We start from the raw sequence: 13,771 nt of genomic DNA, 5'->3' as shown, positions 1-13,771 counted from the left end.
TGTTCTTACAAATTGGTCTTTCTCTTTTTATTGATGGGAGCTAAAAATCTGGAGCGATGAGCCTTTTTTCCCCGTCTATAATTCGGAATAGAAATAAATAGCTTCTCCTTTGCTCTAGTCATTGCTACATAGAATAATCTTCTTTCTTCTTCAAGCGGGGCATCATCCCCCGCGCGGTAAGATTCAAGGGCAAAATCGTGGGGCAAACTGCCATCAACTGCTCCGACTAGATAAACGGCTTGATATTCCAGGCCTTTAGCACGGTGGATCGTACTAAGTGTAATGGCATCGGCGAAATGCCTGCTCATATTCTTAATTTCCTTATTCATGGCAGACATATGCTGAGCATGCTCTAACAATGCTTCTATGGCTGTAAAACTTTTGGCAGCTACTTTTAAATCCTTCAGGTCATCAGAACCTTTTTCAAGCTTGTTCGATTCATTCCCTCGTTTTTTTATAAAATCAAGAAATCCAATTTCCTTCTCAATTTGTTCAATGGCAGCAGCAGGGGATAAATGCTTCAGCCCACGTATGAGCACGACTGCTTTTTTTAATTTTTTCTCTTGGAAAGCATGCGCCGTTTTTATATGTGAAAGTGCCTCCAGGAGGCTGCAATCCTTTAGAATACTCTCAGCCTTTATGTCCTTTAAGACGGTTTGTCTTAAAAATAATAAAGGTAATAAATCGTTCAGTGCATTTGGGTCATCTTCATTTAAGCTTACCTTTAAAAAGGCTAAGGCACTTCGGATAATAAATCGATCATAAAAGGCTTCAGCATCTTGATCAATTTTAAAAGGCAGGTTCGAGGCGGCTAATCTTTCAAAGATCGCCCGTGAACTGACATTAGTTCGATAAAGAATGGCAAAGTCTCCAGGTTTCGCACCTTTTGAAATTTTCTCCTGGATATCTGTTACAATCATCGTAGCTTCTTCCTCTTCATCAAATGGAAAAAACAGCTGAGGTTGAATACCAGAAGCGTATTGAGCTTCCATTCGTTTCAATCTGCGTTTTTTATTTAAAGCAATCATTTGATTAGCGGCTGAAACAATTTCATGTGAAGAACGATAATTCTGCCCAAGTATCACTAATTTGGTGTCTGGAAAATCTTTTTCAAAATCCAAAAGATAGCTTGGATCACTGCCTCTGAATGAATAAATTGCCTGATCATCATCACCGACAGCACATACATTTTTATTTTTGCCAGATAGGAGTTTAATTAACTCATACTGAACCTTGTTGATATCTTGAAATTCATCGATTAAAAAATATTGGAATCTGTCTTGGTAATGCTCTAGAAGGGAAGGAGACGAAATGAAAAGCTGATAACAGCCAATTAACATATCGTCAAAATCAAATAATCTTTGTTTTTGTTTATGTTCTTCATATTTTTTATATAAAAAGACGGCACTTTCTTCAAAATCTGATGCAGGCTTTATATCGTTTGGCATAAGGAGTGAGTTTTTCCAAAGCCCAATTTGTTGGAGGGCTAAATCATACGCAAATTCCTTTTCAGAAAGTTGGAGTTCTTTTCCCGCTTCTTTGAGGATTTTATCGCGCTGCCAATCTTTCTTCAGCAGATTATTAGATGACCAATTAGAGGCATCATGGAACATTAAAATCCGATAGAAAATACTGTGAAAGGTACCGGTAACAAGCTGATTTATTTTTCCGCGCTGCATATTTGGATAGGATGATAAGCGGTTTTTCATCTCTGCAGCAGCTTTCGAGGTGAAGGTAACAAGCATGATGGAACTTGGTTCAGCCTGTTTCTCATCAAGCATATAGGCAGTTCTTGCTGTTAATACACGTGTTTTACCGCTCCCTGCGCCTGCTAGGACTAATAACGATCCTTCCGTTTCCATGACAGCACTTACCTGGCTTTCATCGAGAACTACTCCCTTTTCAGCAAGCAATTGTAGGTAAGGCGGCAGTTCCTGTCCCATACTTTTCTTAGTTGGTGTATAAGGAACAGAGTATGCAATTGGTTTTGCAGGTTGAAAGAGTTCTAGATTTGTATTCGTAACGGTGATGGTACGTCCCTGAGGTATTTTGAAACCATTTCGCTCGATATAGCTTGGAGTATCATCCGAATTTTCAATGACGACCTGATCAGGGCATAGTTTTTCAGGTGATGAGACATGAAAAAAATGCGGTTCCATCTCAATCCCGAGAAACATTTTTACCTTTTCCTGGCAGGTGGGACATTCAAGTTGTCCATTTTTCCCAGCTAGAAAAATATTTTGATATTGATCTCGAGGTATATGTGAGAGTGAAATAAGTTGTTGTTGATAGATAGCTGTTTTCATATATTTAAAACCTCTACTTCGCGAAAATAACACATCTTCTATCTTAACAAAACCAGCAAGCTACGGAAAGTGTTTGATTAATTATCCAAAAAAAGAAGCACTTGCCGTTATTCGGCAAGTGCTTCTTTAGGAATTTGTTTTACCATGGTTTTATGAGGGATTCCTGCATCCAAAAACTCTTCGGAAACGACTTCATAGCCAAGTCTTGCATAGAAGGGAATGGCATGGGTTTGGGCATTTAATTTTAATTTGTGCAGCCCTTTTTCACGAGCATAGTTTTCGATTGCGTTCATCATCTTTTTTCCTGCTCCGGTTTTGCGGGCTTCTGCTGCCACACATATCCGTTCGACTTTTCCATAACCATCCACTTCGCGGAATCTTCCGGCAGCGATTGGATTGTGTGTCTCACCGTACATCACAAAATGGACGGCTTCATCCTCGTATTGGTCTATTTCCTCTTCAATCGGAACATTTTGCTCCTTTACAAATACAATTTTTCTTATGGAAAAAGCATCTTCTAGCTCTTTTTGATTTTCAACAACTTTCACTTTCACGTTTCATTATTCCTTTCCAAGACGAAATGTTTCATATACGGTCCACGATTCATTTTCTAATTGATAAAGCAGATGGAAGCGTTCAATGGTTTCTTCATGATCGATTTTTGTCATCCGGAGTGAACCAAAAATATCAGAGTGTTCATCATTAGACAGCTTTTGGCCGATGGTAATGTGTGGGACAAAAGCATACTCCGTCTTTTGATCATTTAATTCTCGATTAATTTCCGCATGCAGGTTATTAAGTTCGTTGGTAGGATCTACTTTAAAATAGATCACATTATTGACCGGTTTAAAAGAACTGATTTTGGTTGTCTTTAAAGAAAATGGGCTTGTGTTACTAGCTATATTCCTTAATTTATCAGCAAAATTCTTTGCATCCTCTTCTGTTGCTTCAAAAGCATGTTTTAATGTCAAATGTGGAGGGATAAGAGCATAATGCGGATCGTAGCGCTTTCGATAAGAATTTACTATATCTTGAAGCTGTTTGGACGGGAAAATGACAACACCAAATTTCATGCGGTTACCTCCATTATTAAAATTATTTCACGAAAATATCCGTAAAACGCTTTCTTGTTATTATAGCAAATTTTCTAAATATATTAAATAAATTAAAATTCCTATAAAAATTCTAAAAAAACATTTTAAGCGCCCGTTTTAGATCTGGCTGCCAGTAGGTCCATGTATGAATGCCATCAAACTCTTGATAAAAATATGTAATGGGTTTGGCTTTTATTTCTTCTGATAGCAGTCTGTTTGGACTTAAAAAGTCTTTTATTTTTCCGTCCGTTGTGGAAACGGCCGTTTCCTGTGTGCCAATCACATGGTAAATTTCGATCAGTTGCCCTTCTTTAAAATTTTTAACTAAATTAAGTATATGCTGATCAACATACGGCGATTGAAGCAATACCTTTCCGAAGGTATGCGGATATTGAACCGCGGTCATTAAAGACACAGTTGCCCCGAGAGAGTCACCAATTAACGCCCTGGTGGAACCCATTTGATAGGTGGGAAACTCCTTTTCTAGAAAAGGAACTAATTCATGTGCAAGAAATCGAATATATGGCTGATTTTGGTCACCCTCAGGATGATATTTTCGCCGTCTATCCTCCACATTCTTATAGGGTACCCCAACAATTATTAAATTTTCAATTTCATGTTGAAAAAGTAGCTCATCTGCTAATCGTCCGATTCGGCCAAGCTGAAAATAATCCTTCCCGTCCTGGGCGATCAGCAGCGAGTATTTATATAAGGGTGAGTAATTTGCAGGCAGATAAATGAGCAGCTGCATGGTCTCTTGTAGTTCTTCGCTTTGAAAGGTGTATTCTTTGATTGTGCCTTTTGGATATTTCATGCGACAGCCTCCCGTGCTTCGTTTCATACAACTGAATTTTATCACAACTATGGAGGAATTTCTTTTGAGGAAGTTGTTAGTGGGAGGAGGAATAGGATTAATGGAGGTTTGTTTTTTTGGAACGAGAATCCGGCATGATTGATAATATATTTTCACGTTTAAATGTGCGCATTTGTTTGCGAAGCAAGCAATAGGCGCGGATATAATCGTCATTTATTTCTTTGACAATTAGTTTTCTTTGGGAGAGTTCCTGGTTTTCAGCAAGATAAATCATTTCAATAGGTATATGTTCCTCGATCGAACGAATTAAAAGTCCATCCATGCTAATCACTCCTTTGGGTTTATAGTTACATTATAACCGAACGTTCGTTCTTTATTCAAGTAAAATAGGAACATATGTTTCTTTTTTTGCGGAAGGGGGAGTTGTTATTAAGGTTATTTTGATTTGAGATGAAAAATATATTGACAATACTAGAAATTTAACTATAATTAAATTTGTAACTTACATAGCGATCCGATAGTTCAGTGGGAGAATACATCCTTGACAGGGATGGGGTCGGGGGTTCGAATCCCTCTCGGATCATAACTAGTCCTAGCATCTAAATGGTGTTAGGGCTTTTATATTTTTTTGCGAAAAATATTTACTCGAACTTAACAGTTATATTCGCTAAATACGAACATGCGTTTTATAATAGGGATAAGTAACAATAAAGGAGGAATATTCAGGTGAAAAAAGTGTGGGCTTATTACCGCGTCTCTACTAGGAATCAGGTCCTTCACCATGATACTACTCTACAACAAAAAAGCATGTATAAATTACATATCTAATTTTTAATAATTGGAAAATTGAAAGAGAAATTGAGGAACTGGCAGTTTCTGGATGTAGTGTAAAATTGGAAGAACGGAATGGCTTCAAGAGAATATTAACTGGAGCAAAGCTAGGAGAATTTGATGTTTTACTTGTGTTTATGTGAGATAGGATAGGTCGGAAACCTGAAGAAATGAAATATATTTTTGAAGTTTTGAAGAAAGAGAATATTGAAATTTGGTCAATTTCTGAAGGTCAGATTTATGATTATACAGAACAAGAGGCCGACTATTATCGTCAGTGCTCGAAAGAAGTGGAAAAAACATCACAAAGAGTTAAGAAACGTTTTGAACAGCTGAATGAAGAAGGAATTTTTACTGGGGGGGTCTCCTCCTTTAGGGTACCAAATTGTAAAAAATGCTGGGAAATCAGAATTGGCTATATCTGACGAAGAAGCAGAAGTTGTTAGATTAATCTTTGATCTTGCTGGAAATCATGGTTTTGGATGCAGTAGGATTTCACAGGAACTTAATCATAGAGGTATACCCACAAGAAACGGAAAACAGTGGATATCTAGTACAATTACTCGGATACTCCGAAATCCAATATATATTGGTTATCCAGCCTATAACAAAAGCAGTAGGTTACTAGGTAAACTTAAATACTCAGAATGGAAACTCTAACCTAAAAAGGAATCATTGGTTATATTAAATGAGGAAGTTTTTGATAAAACGCAAGGCTATGTGAATAAAAGAATACCACATGATTCTTATTCAGGCGTAAAAGTAAAAGATTCATTTTTGTTAAGTGATTTAATTTATTGTGGCTACTGCGGAAAAAAACTGAAGGCTGAGAATAATAAGAATAGACCAGTTGAATTAATGAGTAAAGAAAAATCAATTGAGTTATTAATTAAAGAGCTACCTGAATGGGAAAGAAGATATAACGAGTCTAGTTTAACTGAGAAAAGTCAGATGTTAGCCAGGCTTGTAGAAAAAGTAATTTTAAAAAAAGGAAATTTTGAAGTAGTAACAAAAGATTATGTTTTACAGCCAGATGTAATATCTCAAAAAGTCAATTAATCAGTAGTCATTCGATCTTTAGCACAACCTTGGTTTTATCCGGGCTGGCGGTCGTGAGGTTGGAAACCACTGTTTCTGAAGTCAAGCCATCGGTTATATCAAAGGATGGCTTACGATAAAGAAGTTTTATCCAAATGAGGACCAATTTTAATTATTGGGATTTGTGAAATATACAAAGTGAAATAGAAGGAAGAGTTATCTTTCCTTCTATTTCACATTTTGTCATAAATAAATTAAGAAATTCCATGCCGACGGAGAAATAACCAAAGCATATTTCCTTGAAATTCGATTTTATAATGGTAAACCTATATACCATTGACCTTACTATTCTGTGCTGCCTCAAGCAGTAAATCGACAATATGGACTGCCCGTATTCGATCCGATAAGCCTTCACGCTCAATACCCAATTTCATTTGCAAAAGGCAACCTTGGTTGACAGTAACAATCGTTGTCGCTTCTGTTGCTTTTGCTGTTTTCATTTTAGAGTCAAGTATTTGCATCGACATCTCTGACTCACAATATTATAAATTCCCGCTGAACCACAGCAGCTGTCCGCGTTTTTCATTTCCCGATACTCTGTATTTTTAATTGCCTTTAACAGAATTCGAGGTTCAGAAGATGTTTTCATTACATTACGTAAATGACAGGAGTCCTGGTAGGTAATAATCTGTACCGGTAATGATAAATCCTGCTTGTGAAACTCCATTTCTACAAGAATACTTGAAATATCTTTTAATTTAGAAGAAACGTGCTTAGCTCTCTCAGCCCATTTAGGATCATCTTTTAGAAGATGATCCTATTCAATTAAAAAAGCTCCGCATCCTCCTGCATTTGTAATGATATAATCAACGCCAAGTTCTTCAAACGCTAAAATGTTCCGTTTAGCCAATTCCTTTGCTCCATTTTTTTCACCGCTATGACCATGAAGGGCACCACAGCAAGCCTGCTCAGTCGGAATGACAATTTCACAGCCAGCTAATTGTAGTAGTTTCATGGTAGAGTCATTGGTTTTCATAAACATTGTATCCATTAAACATCCGGAGAAAAAGGCAACCCGTTACGGCAAAATTATTTAAAGACGCCATTCGCATCTATACAGGAATAAAATGATTTTATCTATAAAGATAGATTGTATGAAAGTAAAGAAAATAATAAACACTAAAATGAAAGCCGCCTGAAAACTGCGGCTTTTTATTATTGGTTTACATAAAGAAATAACTGGATATTCAAAAAATTAGATTGACTATATAAGAAATTCTCCCTATAATCAGGAAATAATCATTCATGTTAGGAGATGTAACATATACTATGTAAGCTAACGTGACGTGTATAATGCGAGGAGATATGACATGGATATTTTGGATGAATACTATCAAACTACTGTATTTCGTTTTTCTTCAGAAGAATTTGTAAATCTCTTGCAAAGGTTAATCATAAAAAAAGAAGAAGAAATTCTCCTTTTAAAGGATAAGATCATCAAATATGAAGAGAAGAGAAGAACACATGAAGCATGGTACCAATCCTTATCGACATTTAAAAAACTTTTTGCCGGGCGTCCTCCCATTCATCACCAAGCCGTCGAATATCTCGTGAATGTTAAACAACGGTTCCACAATATTGAAGAAATGAAAAAGAGGATTGCCGAATTGAACAAAATAATTGATTTAGTGCGGAAAGAACCGAATATTGACCAGTTTGTTTTATCTCAGACTTTAATGGATGAAATAAAACGATTAATTGAAGTGGAGGGGATTAGGCAATGACCATTCATGCTTTACATTCGGGATTAGATACAATTTGGGTCGTTCTGACTGCTGCGATGATCTTATTGATGGAAGGCGGATTTGCTTTATTGGAGGCAGGCTTTGTCAGGTCCAAAAACAGTGTCAATATTATCATGAAGGTTTTTGCTGATATTACCATCGGTACACTATGTTATTTTTTACTTGGGTTTGGTCTCATGTTTGGATCTGACCTATTTGGAATAGCCGGTTCCAATGGTTTCATGCTAAATGGCGATTTATCACATTTGAAACTATCGATCTCTACAGATACGTTTTGGCTGTTCCAAGGGGCGTTCGTTATCGCGGTTATTTCGATTGTTTCCGGGGCTGTGGCGGAGAGAGTTAATTTCAGGGCTTATCTCCTTTATGTCGTATTAATGACGGCACTAATTTATCCTATTGCCGGGCATTGGGTATGGGGAGGAGGCTGGCTGGGGAAACTGGGATTCCAGGATTTTGCCGGTTCAGCTGTTATTCACGCATTGGGTGGTTTCTCCGCATTGGCTGCAGCCATTTTAATTGGCCCGAGAAAAGGAAAATTTATGCCGAATAATACCTCATCAATTGCATTGCCAAGCAATCTTCCCTTGGCTTCAGTTGGTGCCTTTTTATTATGGTTTGGCTGGTTTGGCTTTAACGCTGGGAGCACCTTGACAGCTACGGATGTACGTATTGGCCATATTGCGATTGTCACGATGCTTTCGGCTGCAGCCGGTGGAGCTGCAACCTTGATTTATACCTTATTCCGTTATGGAAGATCAGATGCGCCTTCTGTCATTAATGGTTCTCTAGCCGGGCTGGTGGGCATTACGGCCGGATGTGCATTTGTTAGTGATCGTGCAGCAATCTTAATCGGAATTGTTTCCGGACTGTTCATGATGGCAGCTACGAATTGGCTGGAAGCAAAGCGCATTGATGATCCGGTTGGAGCCTTTCCTGTTCATGCTGTTTCCGGAATTTGGGGAACAATTGCCGTCGGTTTATTTGCCAGTGATGGAGGTCTTCTCACTGGTGGCGGATGGCACCTATTGGGGATACAGCTCCTTGGCTTAACCGTTTTATGTATTTGGGGATTCGTGTTGACCTGGTTTGCTCTGAAACTTATCAATAAATGGGTGCCAATCCGATCAACAGATGAAGAAGAGGAAGTTGGCCTGGATGTTAGCTATCACGGCATCATGGCTATCCATACATCACCTGAGTTTATTAATGTGGACGATTATTTTATTGAAAACCCGCGGGAAAATCCAAACTAAAGATAATTTCAAGGTAGAGGGATTCCAATCTTTATGGAACAAGATCCTGGGAGTTCTGGTGTCAATACTATTGATTATTATGCTCGAAAGGTCTTGGTGGGCTTTGACTTCAAATGGCATAAAACAACAGGAAGCAAAGAGATGGTGTGTATATTGAAACAAAAATAGACGGCAACATTCCTGAGGAATTACTTTTAGAAGTGAATGTAGGGTATAAAGGGAAAAATTTCGGTTTCAAACAAGTTTCTGTTTTTGGGGGACTTGTAAAATGTACAGTTGAACTTTCTGAGCTTCACCTCTGGGAACCCGGGAATCCAGAACTGTATGATATTACCTTATCTTTAATTCACGGAAACAGAAAACTCGATTCTATTGATAGCTATTTTGGTATACGCAGCATTAAGTTGGATGGAATGTCCTTTAAAATTAATTATAAATCAATTTTCCAGCGGCTGGTTCTCGACCAAGGGTTTTATCCGGAGGGAGTCTTTACAGCCCCGACTGATGAAGAACTTCGCAATGATATTGAAAATTCAATGGGGTTGGGTTTCAATGGGGCTAGGTTACATGAAAAAGTTTTTGAACCTCGTTTTCTTTATTGGGCAGATAAGCTCGGGTATTTAGTTTGGGGTGAACACGCCAACTGGGGACTCGATATTACTACCGCGACGGGATTAGAGCGATTCTTGCCGGAATGGCTGGAAGTGGTGGAACGAGACTTTAATCATCCTGCCATCATCGGCTGGTGCCCATTTAATGAGACATGGGATATAGATGGAAGAAAACAAAATAATCAGGTACTTAGGATCGTTTATTCGGTAACCAAAACGGTTGATCCTATCCGGCCTGTTATTGATACAAGCGGCAATTTTCATGTCGTGACTGATATTTTTGATGTGCATGATTATGTTTAAAACCCTGAAACATTTGCAGCAAGATATGAGCCAATGAATACAGGTGGGGAAGTATTTACAACATCTCCTCATAGTCAAAAGTATGAAGGTCAGCCATATTTCGTTAGTGAATTCGGCGGTATCTGGTGGATACCTGACCAGGCTGATGGGAATGGGGATCGACCTAAATCGGAGGAAGAGTTTTTAACTCGATATGAAGGTTTGGTTTCTGTTCTGCTTAACAATTCGCAAATGTTTGGCTTCTGCTATACGCAACTTTATGATGTCGAACAAGAAACAAACGGACTTTACACCTATGATCGGAAACCAAAGTTTGATCCCATGATTATTTGAAAAATAAATGCAAAAAAGCATCTATAGAAAAAAGTATCAAAAAACTCAAAGATAGAATTTTTAGTTACCACCTGGTTGTATAATGAGCCCGGTGGTTTATTCAAGTAGAAGGTAATATCAAAAGAAAACTAATTGGGGTGTACCGAAAATCAGGAATAACAAAATCAATCGAGAAGGATCACTTGATCCTTCCCATTGAGATTTCTGTACTGTCTATGTCGGTTTTTTAAGTTTAAAAGGTAAGATAGTGAAGAACTACACTTAAATAAACGGGTGCTAGAGTTTAATAAGGACGCTGTTCCACCCGCAATTTTCTTACTGTTTTACAGGGGACAATGGGGGACACTTTGGGGACAAATTTGGGCTAACTGTTTCCAATAACAACAAGTCAATCATAATAAGACTTATTAAAATCCTCGATACAACAATACTTTCTTAATTTAACTGTTATAATCAAAAAATATATCCATCATTGACAGGGTTGAGGTCGGGGGTTCGAACCCCTCACAGGTCATAACTAGTCCTAACATCTAATTGATGTTAGGACTTTTTGCTTTTTAAATTCCTTTATGGAAAGGGCAGAAGAAAGTGGAAGCATGTAAAAAACACGACAGGGATGAATTTCTCCTGTCGTGTTTTTTATTTATTTATTTTTTTAACTTAGTTTTTAAGAGAATTTTCCCAATCAGCAGCAAATTTTTCAATTCCTTGATTAGTAAGTGGATGTTTAGAAATTTGCTCAATGACTGAAAAAGGAATGGTTGCAATATGTGCACCTGCCATTGCTACACGAGTTACATGATCCGGATGACGAACAGAAGCTGCAATAATTTGTGAGTCGAAATGATGAATGCGGAACAATTCAGCTATTTTTGATACTAATTGGACACCGTCTTCGGAAATATCGTCTAAGCGGCCTAAAAATGGAGATACATACGTTGCACCGGCACGAGCTGCTAATAGTGCCTGGTTTACTGTAAAGATAAGGGTGACATTTGTTTTCACACCTTTATCAGCAAGATAACGGCAAGCCTCCAAGCCAGCTAAAGTCATCGGAAGCTTGATTGTAATTTTCTCATCTCCGCCGTTAATTTTAATCAGCTCTTCAGCTTGAGCAATCATTTCTTCAGCTGTAACGGCATCTGGGGTTACTTCAGCGGAAACAGATTCTACTCGTGGAACTGCTTGGCAAATTTCTGTAATGCGATCTTCGAATTTTACTCCTTCTTTCGCAACTAGGGAAGGATTGGTTGTAACACCAGATAAAACGCCAATTTTATATGCCTTTTTAATATCAACAAGATTTGCAGTATCAATAAATAATTTCATCGTATATTTCCTCCATTTTAAAATTATAGTAGACTTTTAACCGTCCGAACCACATTTTCCGTAGTAAATCCAAATAGCTCCATAACTGCAGCGCCCGTTCCAGAAGCACCGAATGTTTCAATCGATAATACTTTTCCTTCTAAGCCTACATAGCGCTCCCATCCAAGAGAGATACCCATTTCGAGTGCCACACGCTTTGTAACAGAAGCAGGTAGAACAAGCTCTTTATACGCTTTCGGTTGACGATCGAATAGTTCCCAGCTTGGCATAGCGACAACGCGAACCGATACATTTTCTTTTTCAAGTTCAGCTTTCGCGTTAATGGCTAATGACACTTCCGAACCGGTTGCGATCAAGATAACCTCTGGTTGGTCATTTGTTTGCGTTAATACGTAAGCTCCTTTTGAAAGGTTGTCTAAATTGGCTTGTGTTTCATCGAACACAGGCAGGTTTTGACGGCTCAGCACCATGGCAACAGGACCGTCTGTTTGTTTTAGTGCATAAGCCCAAGCACTTGCCGTTTCGTTTGCATCTGATGGGCGAATGACGGTTAGCCCTGGGATCGCACGAAGAGAAGCTAGCTGCTCAATTGGTTCATGAGTTGGACCATCTTCACCAACCGCAATCGAATCATGAGTAAATACATAAGTGACTGGAAGCTTTTGCAAGGCTGCCAGACGTATGGATGGTCTGAGATAATCATTGAAAACAAAGAATGTGCTTACAAATGGCTTTACCCCGCCATGAAGAGCCAAACCATTTCCAGCCGCGCCCATTGCGTGTTCCCGGACACCAAAATAGATATTCCGTCCTCTAAATGATTCTACCGCGAATGCTGCGTCTTCCTTTATATCTGTCATTGTGGAATGAGAAAGATCCGCACTTCCTCCAAAAATAGAAGGAACTGATTTTACAAAATGGTTAATGGCTTCTCCGCTGGCTACACGAGTTGAAATGGTTTTTCCTGTATCAAATGTCAGGATGTCTTCCGTATTGATTAAAACTTCCCCCGTGATGGCATTTTGTAGTTCCTTCGCTAATTCAGGATATGTCTCTTGATAAGACTGGAATAATGTATTCCATTGTTGTTCTTGATTAATTCCTCTTTGGTTTTGCTCTTCAAAATGGGCTTTAACTTCTTCCGGTACAAAGAAATCCTCTTCATATTGCCAGCCATATACCTCTTTTGTTGCACGAGCTTCTTCTGCTCCAAGTGGATTTCCATGTGCTTTGTTTGTTCCTGCAACTTTGGGACTTCCATAACCGATAGTGGTTCTAATTTCAATTAAGGTTGGTTGGTTTGTATTTTGTTTCGCTAATGTAATAGCTTTTGAGATTTCTGCTACATCATTGCCATCTTCTACTCGTAAATATTGCCAATGAGCAGATTCTGTTCGTTTTTGAATGTCCTCTGAAAATGAAAGGTTTAATTCACCGTCCAAAGAAATATCATTGGAGTCATATAATGCAATTAATTTTCCTAGTTTCATATGACCGGCCATAGACATGGCCTCATAAGAGACGCCTTCCATTAAGTCTCCATCGCCAACTAAAGCATATGTATAATGGTCAATTACAGGGTATCCATCTTGATTGAACTTTGCAGCTAAATGCGCTTCAGCCATCGCCATTCCAACTGCATTTGCAATTCCTTGCCCTAAAGGCCCAGTTGTCGCTTCAACACCATCTGTGTGACCAAATTCGGGATGACCAGGTGTTTTACTATTAAGCTTTCTAAAACTTTTTAAATCTTCTAAAGATACATTGTACCCAGCTAAATGAAGCAAGCTATACAACAAGCTAGATCCGTGTCCGGCAGAAAGAATAAACCGATCTCTGTTAAACCATTTTGCATTTGCAGAATTATGATTTAGATGATTCGCCCAGAGTGCGTATGCCATTGGAGCAGCCCCCATTGGTAAGCCTGGATGGCCGGAATTAGCACTATTGATCGCGTCAATTGATAAGGTGCGGATCGTATTTACAGCAAGTGTTTCAATACTATTACTCATCTTTTTTTCCTCCTTTTATTTCGTGTAATTTCTAAATTG

Annotated in this window: 13 protein-coding genes, 1 tRNA gene and 1 pseudogene; 7 read left to right on the top strand and 8 right to left on the bottom strand. The window is 38.4% G+C overall.

The genetic code is table 11. The annotated features are described in order from the left end of the window. Nucleotides 1-5: 5 nt before the first annotated feature. The 5 genes from CVD27_RS17075 to CVD27_RS17055 all read right to left on the bottom strand — a co-directional run bounded on the left by CVD27_RS17075 (nucleotide 6) and on the right by CVD27_RS17055 (nucleotide 4,536). On the bottom strand, nucleotides 6-2,306 hold the full coding sequence (locus tag CVD27_RS17075) for a UvrD-helicase domain-containing protein (RefSeq protein ID WP_101649099.1): 2,301 nt from the start codon (nucleotides 2,304-2,306) through the stop codon (nucleotides 6-8). A 107-nt stretch (nucleotides 2,307-2,413) separates the two neighbouring features. After that, nucleotides 2,414-2,860: a GNAT family N-acetyltransferase gene (locus tag CVD27_RS17070; RefSeq protein WP_101649098.1), complete on the bottom strand. Its 447-nt coding sequence runs from the start codon at nucleotides 2,858-2,860 to the stop codon at nucleotides 2,414-2,416. A 6-nt stretch (nucleotides 2,861-2,866) separates the two neighbouring features. Further along, nucleotides 2,867-3,379 (bottom strand): YjcG family protein, encoded by a 513-nt coding sequence (locus tag CVD27_RS17065; protein WP_101649097.1) that lies wholly within the window; start codon nucleotides 3,377-3,379, stop codon nucleotides 2,867-2,869. 112 nt (nucleotides 3,380-3,491) lie between these two features. Then, entirely contained in the window at nucleotides 3,492-4,214 is a 723-nt protein-coding gene (locus tag CVD27_RS17060) for an alpha/beta hydrolase (protein WP_101649096.1), read from the bottom strand. Nucleotides 4,215-4,311: 97 nt separating this feature from the next. Further along, entirely contained in the window at nucleotides 4,312-4,536 is a 225-nt protein-coding gene (locus CVD27_RS17055) for a hypothetical protein (protein ID WP_101649095.1), read from the bottom strand. A gap of 189 nt (nucleotides 4,537-4,725) precedes the next feature. On the opposite strand from CVD27_RS17055, the gene CVD27_RS17050 reads away from it, so the two are divergent. From CVD27_RS17050 to CVD27_RS17040, 3 genes are all read left to right on the top strand, one after another. Further along, nucleotides 4,726-4,797: transfer RNA gene (locus CVD27_RS17050), tRNA-Val, on the top strand. Between the two features lie 584 nt (nucleotides 4,798-5,381). Continuing rightward, on the top strand, nucleotides 5,382-5,705 hold the full coding sequence (locus CVD27_RS17045) for a recombinase family protein (RefSeq protein WP_101649094.1): 324 nt from the start codon (nucleotides 5,382-5,384) through the stop codon (nucleotides 5,703-5,705). Between the two features lie 15 nt (nucleotides 5,706-5,720). Next, nucleotides 5,721-6,104, top strand: a complete 384-nt coding sequence (locus tag CVD27_RS17040; protein WP_101649093.1) for a zinc ribbon domain-containing protein — start codon at nucleotides 5,721-5,723, stop codon at nucleotides 6,102-6,104. Nucleotides 6,105-6,409: 305 nt separating this feature from the next. On the opposite strand, the pseudogene CVD27_RS17035 reads toward CVD27_RS17040, so the two are convergent. Then, nucleotides 6,410-7,161: pseudogene (locus CVD27_RS17035) on the bottom strand ((Fe-S)-binding protein); the annotation flags it as partial. A 292-nt stretch (nucleotides 7,162-7,453) separates the two neighbouring features. Here CVD27_RS17035 and CVD27_RS17030 point away from each other — a divergent pair. The 4 genes from CVD27_RS17030 to CVD27_RS28810 all read left to right on the top strand — a co-directional run bounded on the left by CVD27_RS17030 (nucleotide 7,454) and on the right by CVD27_RS28810 (nucleotide 10,391). Continuing rightward, entirely contained in the window at nucleotides 7,454-7,867 is a 414-nt protein-coding gene (locus tag CVD27_RS17030) for a hypothetical protein (RefSeq protein WP_101649092.1), read from the top strand. Next, nucleotides 7,864-9,144 (top strand): ammonium transporter, encoded by a 1,281-nt coding sequence (locus CVD27_RS17025; RefSeq protein ID WP_101649091.1) that lies wholly within the window; start codon nucleotides 7,864-7,866, stop codon nucleotides 9,142-9,144. Before CVD27_RS17030 ends, CVD27_RS17025 begins: the two co-directional genes overlap by 4 nt. A 146-nt stretch (nucleotides 9,145-9,290) precedes the next feature. Beyond that, the gene (locus CVD27_RS17020) at nucleotides 9,291-10,058 is read left to right on the top strand and encodes a glycoside hydrolase family 2 TIM barrel-domain containing protein (protein WP_257984405.1); all 768 of its coding nucleotides are present in this window, start codon (nucleotides 9,291-9,293) and stop codon (nucleotides 10,056-10,058) included. A gap of 33 nt (nucleotides 10,059-10,091) precedes the next feature. Beyond that, the gene (locus CVD27_RS28810; RefSeq protein WP_257984404.1) at nucleotides 10,092-10,391 is read left to right on the top strand and encodes a hypothetical protein; all 300 of its coding nucleotides are present in this window, start codon (nucleotides 10,092-10,094) and stop codon (nucleotides 10,389-10,391) included. Between the two features lie 660 nt (nucleotides 10,392-11,051). Here CVD27_RS28810 and fsa read toward each other — a convergent pair. Further along, nucleotides 11,052-11,720: a fructose-6-phosphate aldolase gene (gene fsa, locus CVD27_RS17015; RefSeq protein ID WP_101649090.1), complete on the bottom strand. Its 669-nt coding sequence runs from the start codon at nucleotides 11,718-11,720 to the stop codon at nucleotides 11,052-11,054. A gap of 23 nt (nucleotides 11,721-11,743) precedes the next feature. After that, nucleotides 11,744-13,732, bottom strand: coding sequence for a transketolase (tkt, locus tag CVD27_RS17010; RefSeq protein ID WP_101649089.1), 1,989 nt, complete (start codon nucleotides 13,730-13,732; stop codon nucleotides 11,744-11,746). Nucleotides 13,733-13,771: the final 39 nt, after the last annotated feature.

Origin of the sequence: Neobacillus cucumis (genome assembly GCF_002860255.1) — a bacterium.
Lineage (GTDB): Bacteria > Bacillota > Bacilli > Bacillales > Cytobacillaceae > Neobacillus > Neobacillus cucumis_A.
This window is presented reverse-complemented; position numbering and strand designations above follow the sequence as displayed.

Coding starts and splice junctions, on each gene's coding strand:
- CVD27_RS17075 (WP_101649099.1), bottom strand. CDS start 2,306: ATGAAAACAGCTATCTATCAACAACAACTTATTTCACTCTCACATATA.
- CVD27_RS17065 (WP_101649097.1), bottom strand. CDS start 3,379: ATGAAATTTGGTGTTGTCATTTTCCCGTCCAAACAGCTTCAAGATATA.
- CVD27_RS17060 (WP_101649096.1), bottom strand. CDS start 4,214: ATGAAATATCCAAAAGGCACAATCAAAGAATACACCTTTCAAAGCGAA.
- CVD27_RS17055 (WP_101649095.1), bottom strand. CDS start 4,536: ATGGATGGACTTTTAATTCGTTCGATCGAGGAACATATACCTATTGAA.
- CVD27_RS17045 (WP_101649094.1), top strand. CDS start 5,382: ATGAAGAAGGAATTTTTACTGGGGGGGTCTCCTCCTTTAGGGTACCAA.
- CVD27_RS17030 (WP_101649092.1), top strand. CDS start 7,454: ATGGATATTTTGGATGAATACTATCAAACTACTGTATTTCGTTTTTCT.
- CVD27_RS17025 (WP_101649091.1), top strand. CDS start 7,864: ATGACCATTCATGCTTTACATTCGGGATTAGATACAATTTGGGTCGTT.
- CVD27_RS28810 (WP_257984404.1), top strand. CDS start 10,092: ATGAATACAGGTGGGGAAGTATTTACAACATCTCCTCATAGTCAAAAG.
- fsa (WP_101649090.1), bottom strand. CDS start 11,720: ATGAAATTATTTATTGATACTGCAAATCTTGTTGATATTAAAAAGGCA.
- tkt (WP_101649089.1), bottom strand. CDS start 13,732: ATGAGTAATAGTATTGAAACACTTGCTGTAAATACGATCCGCACCTTA.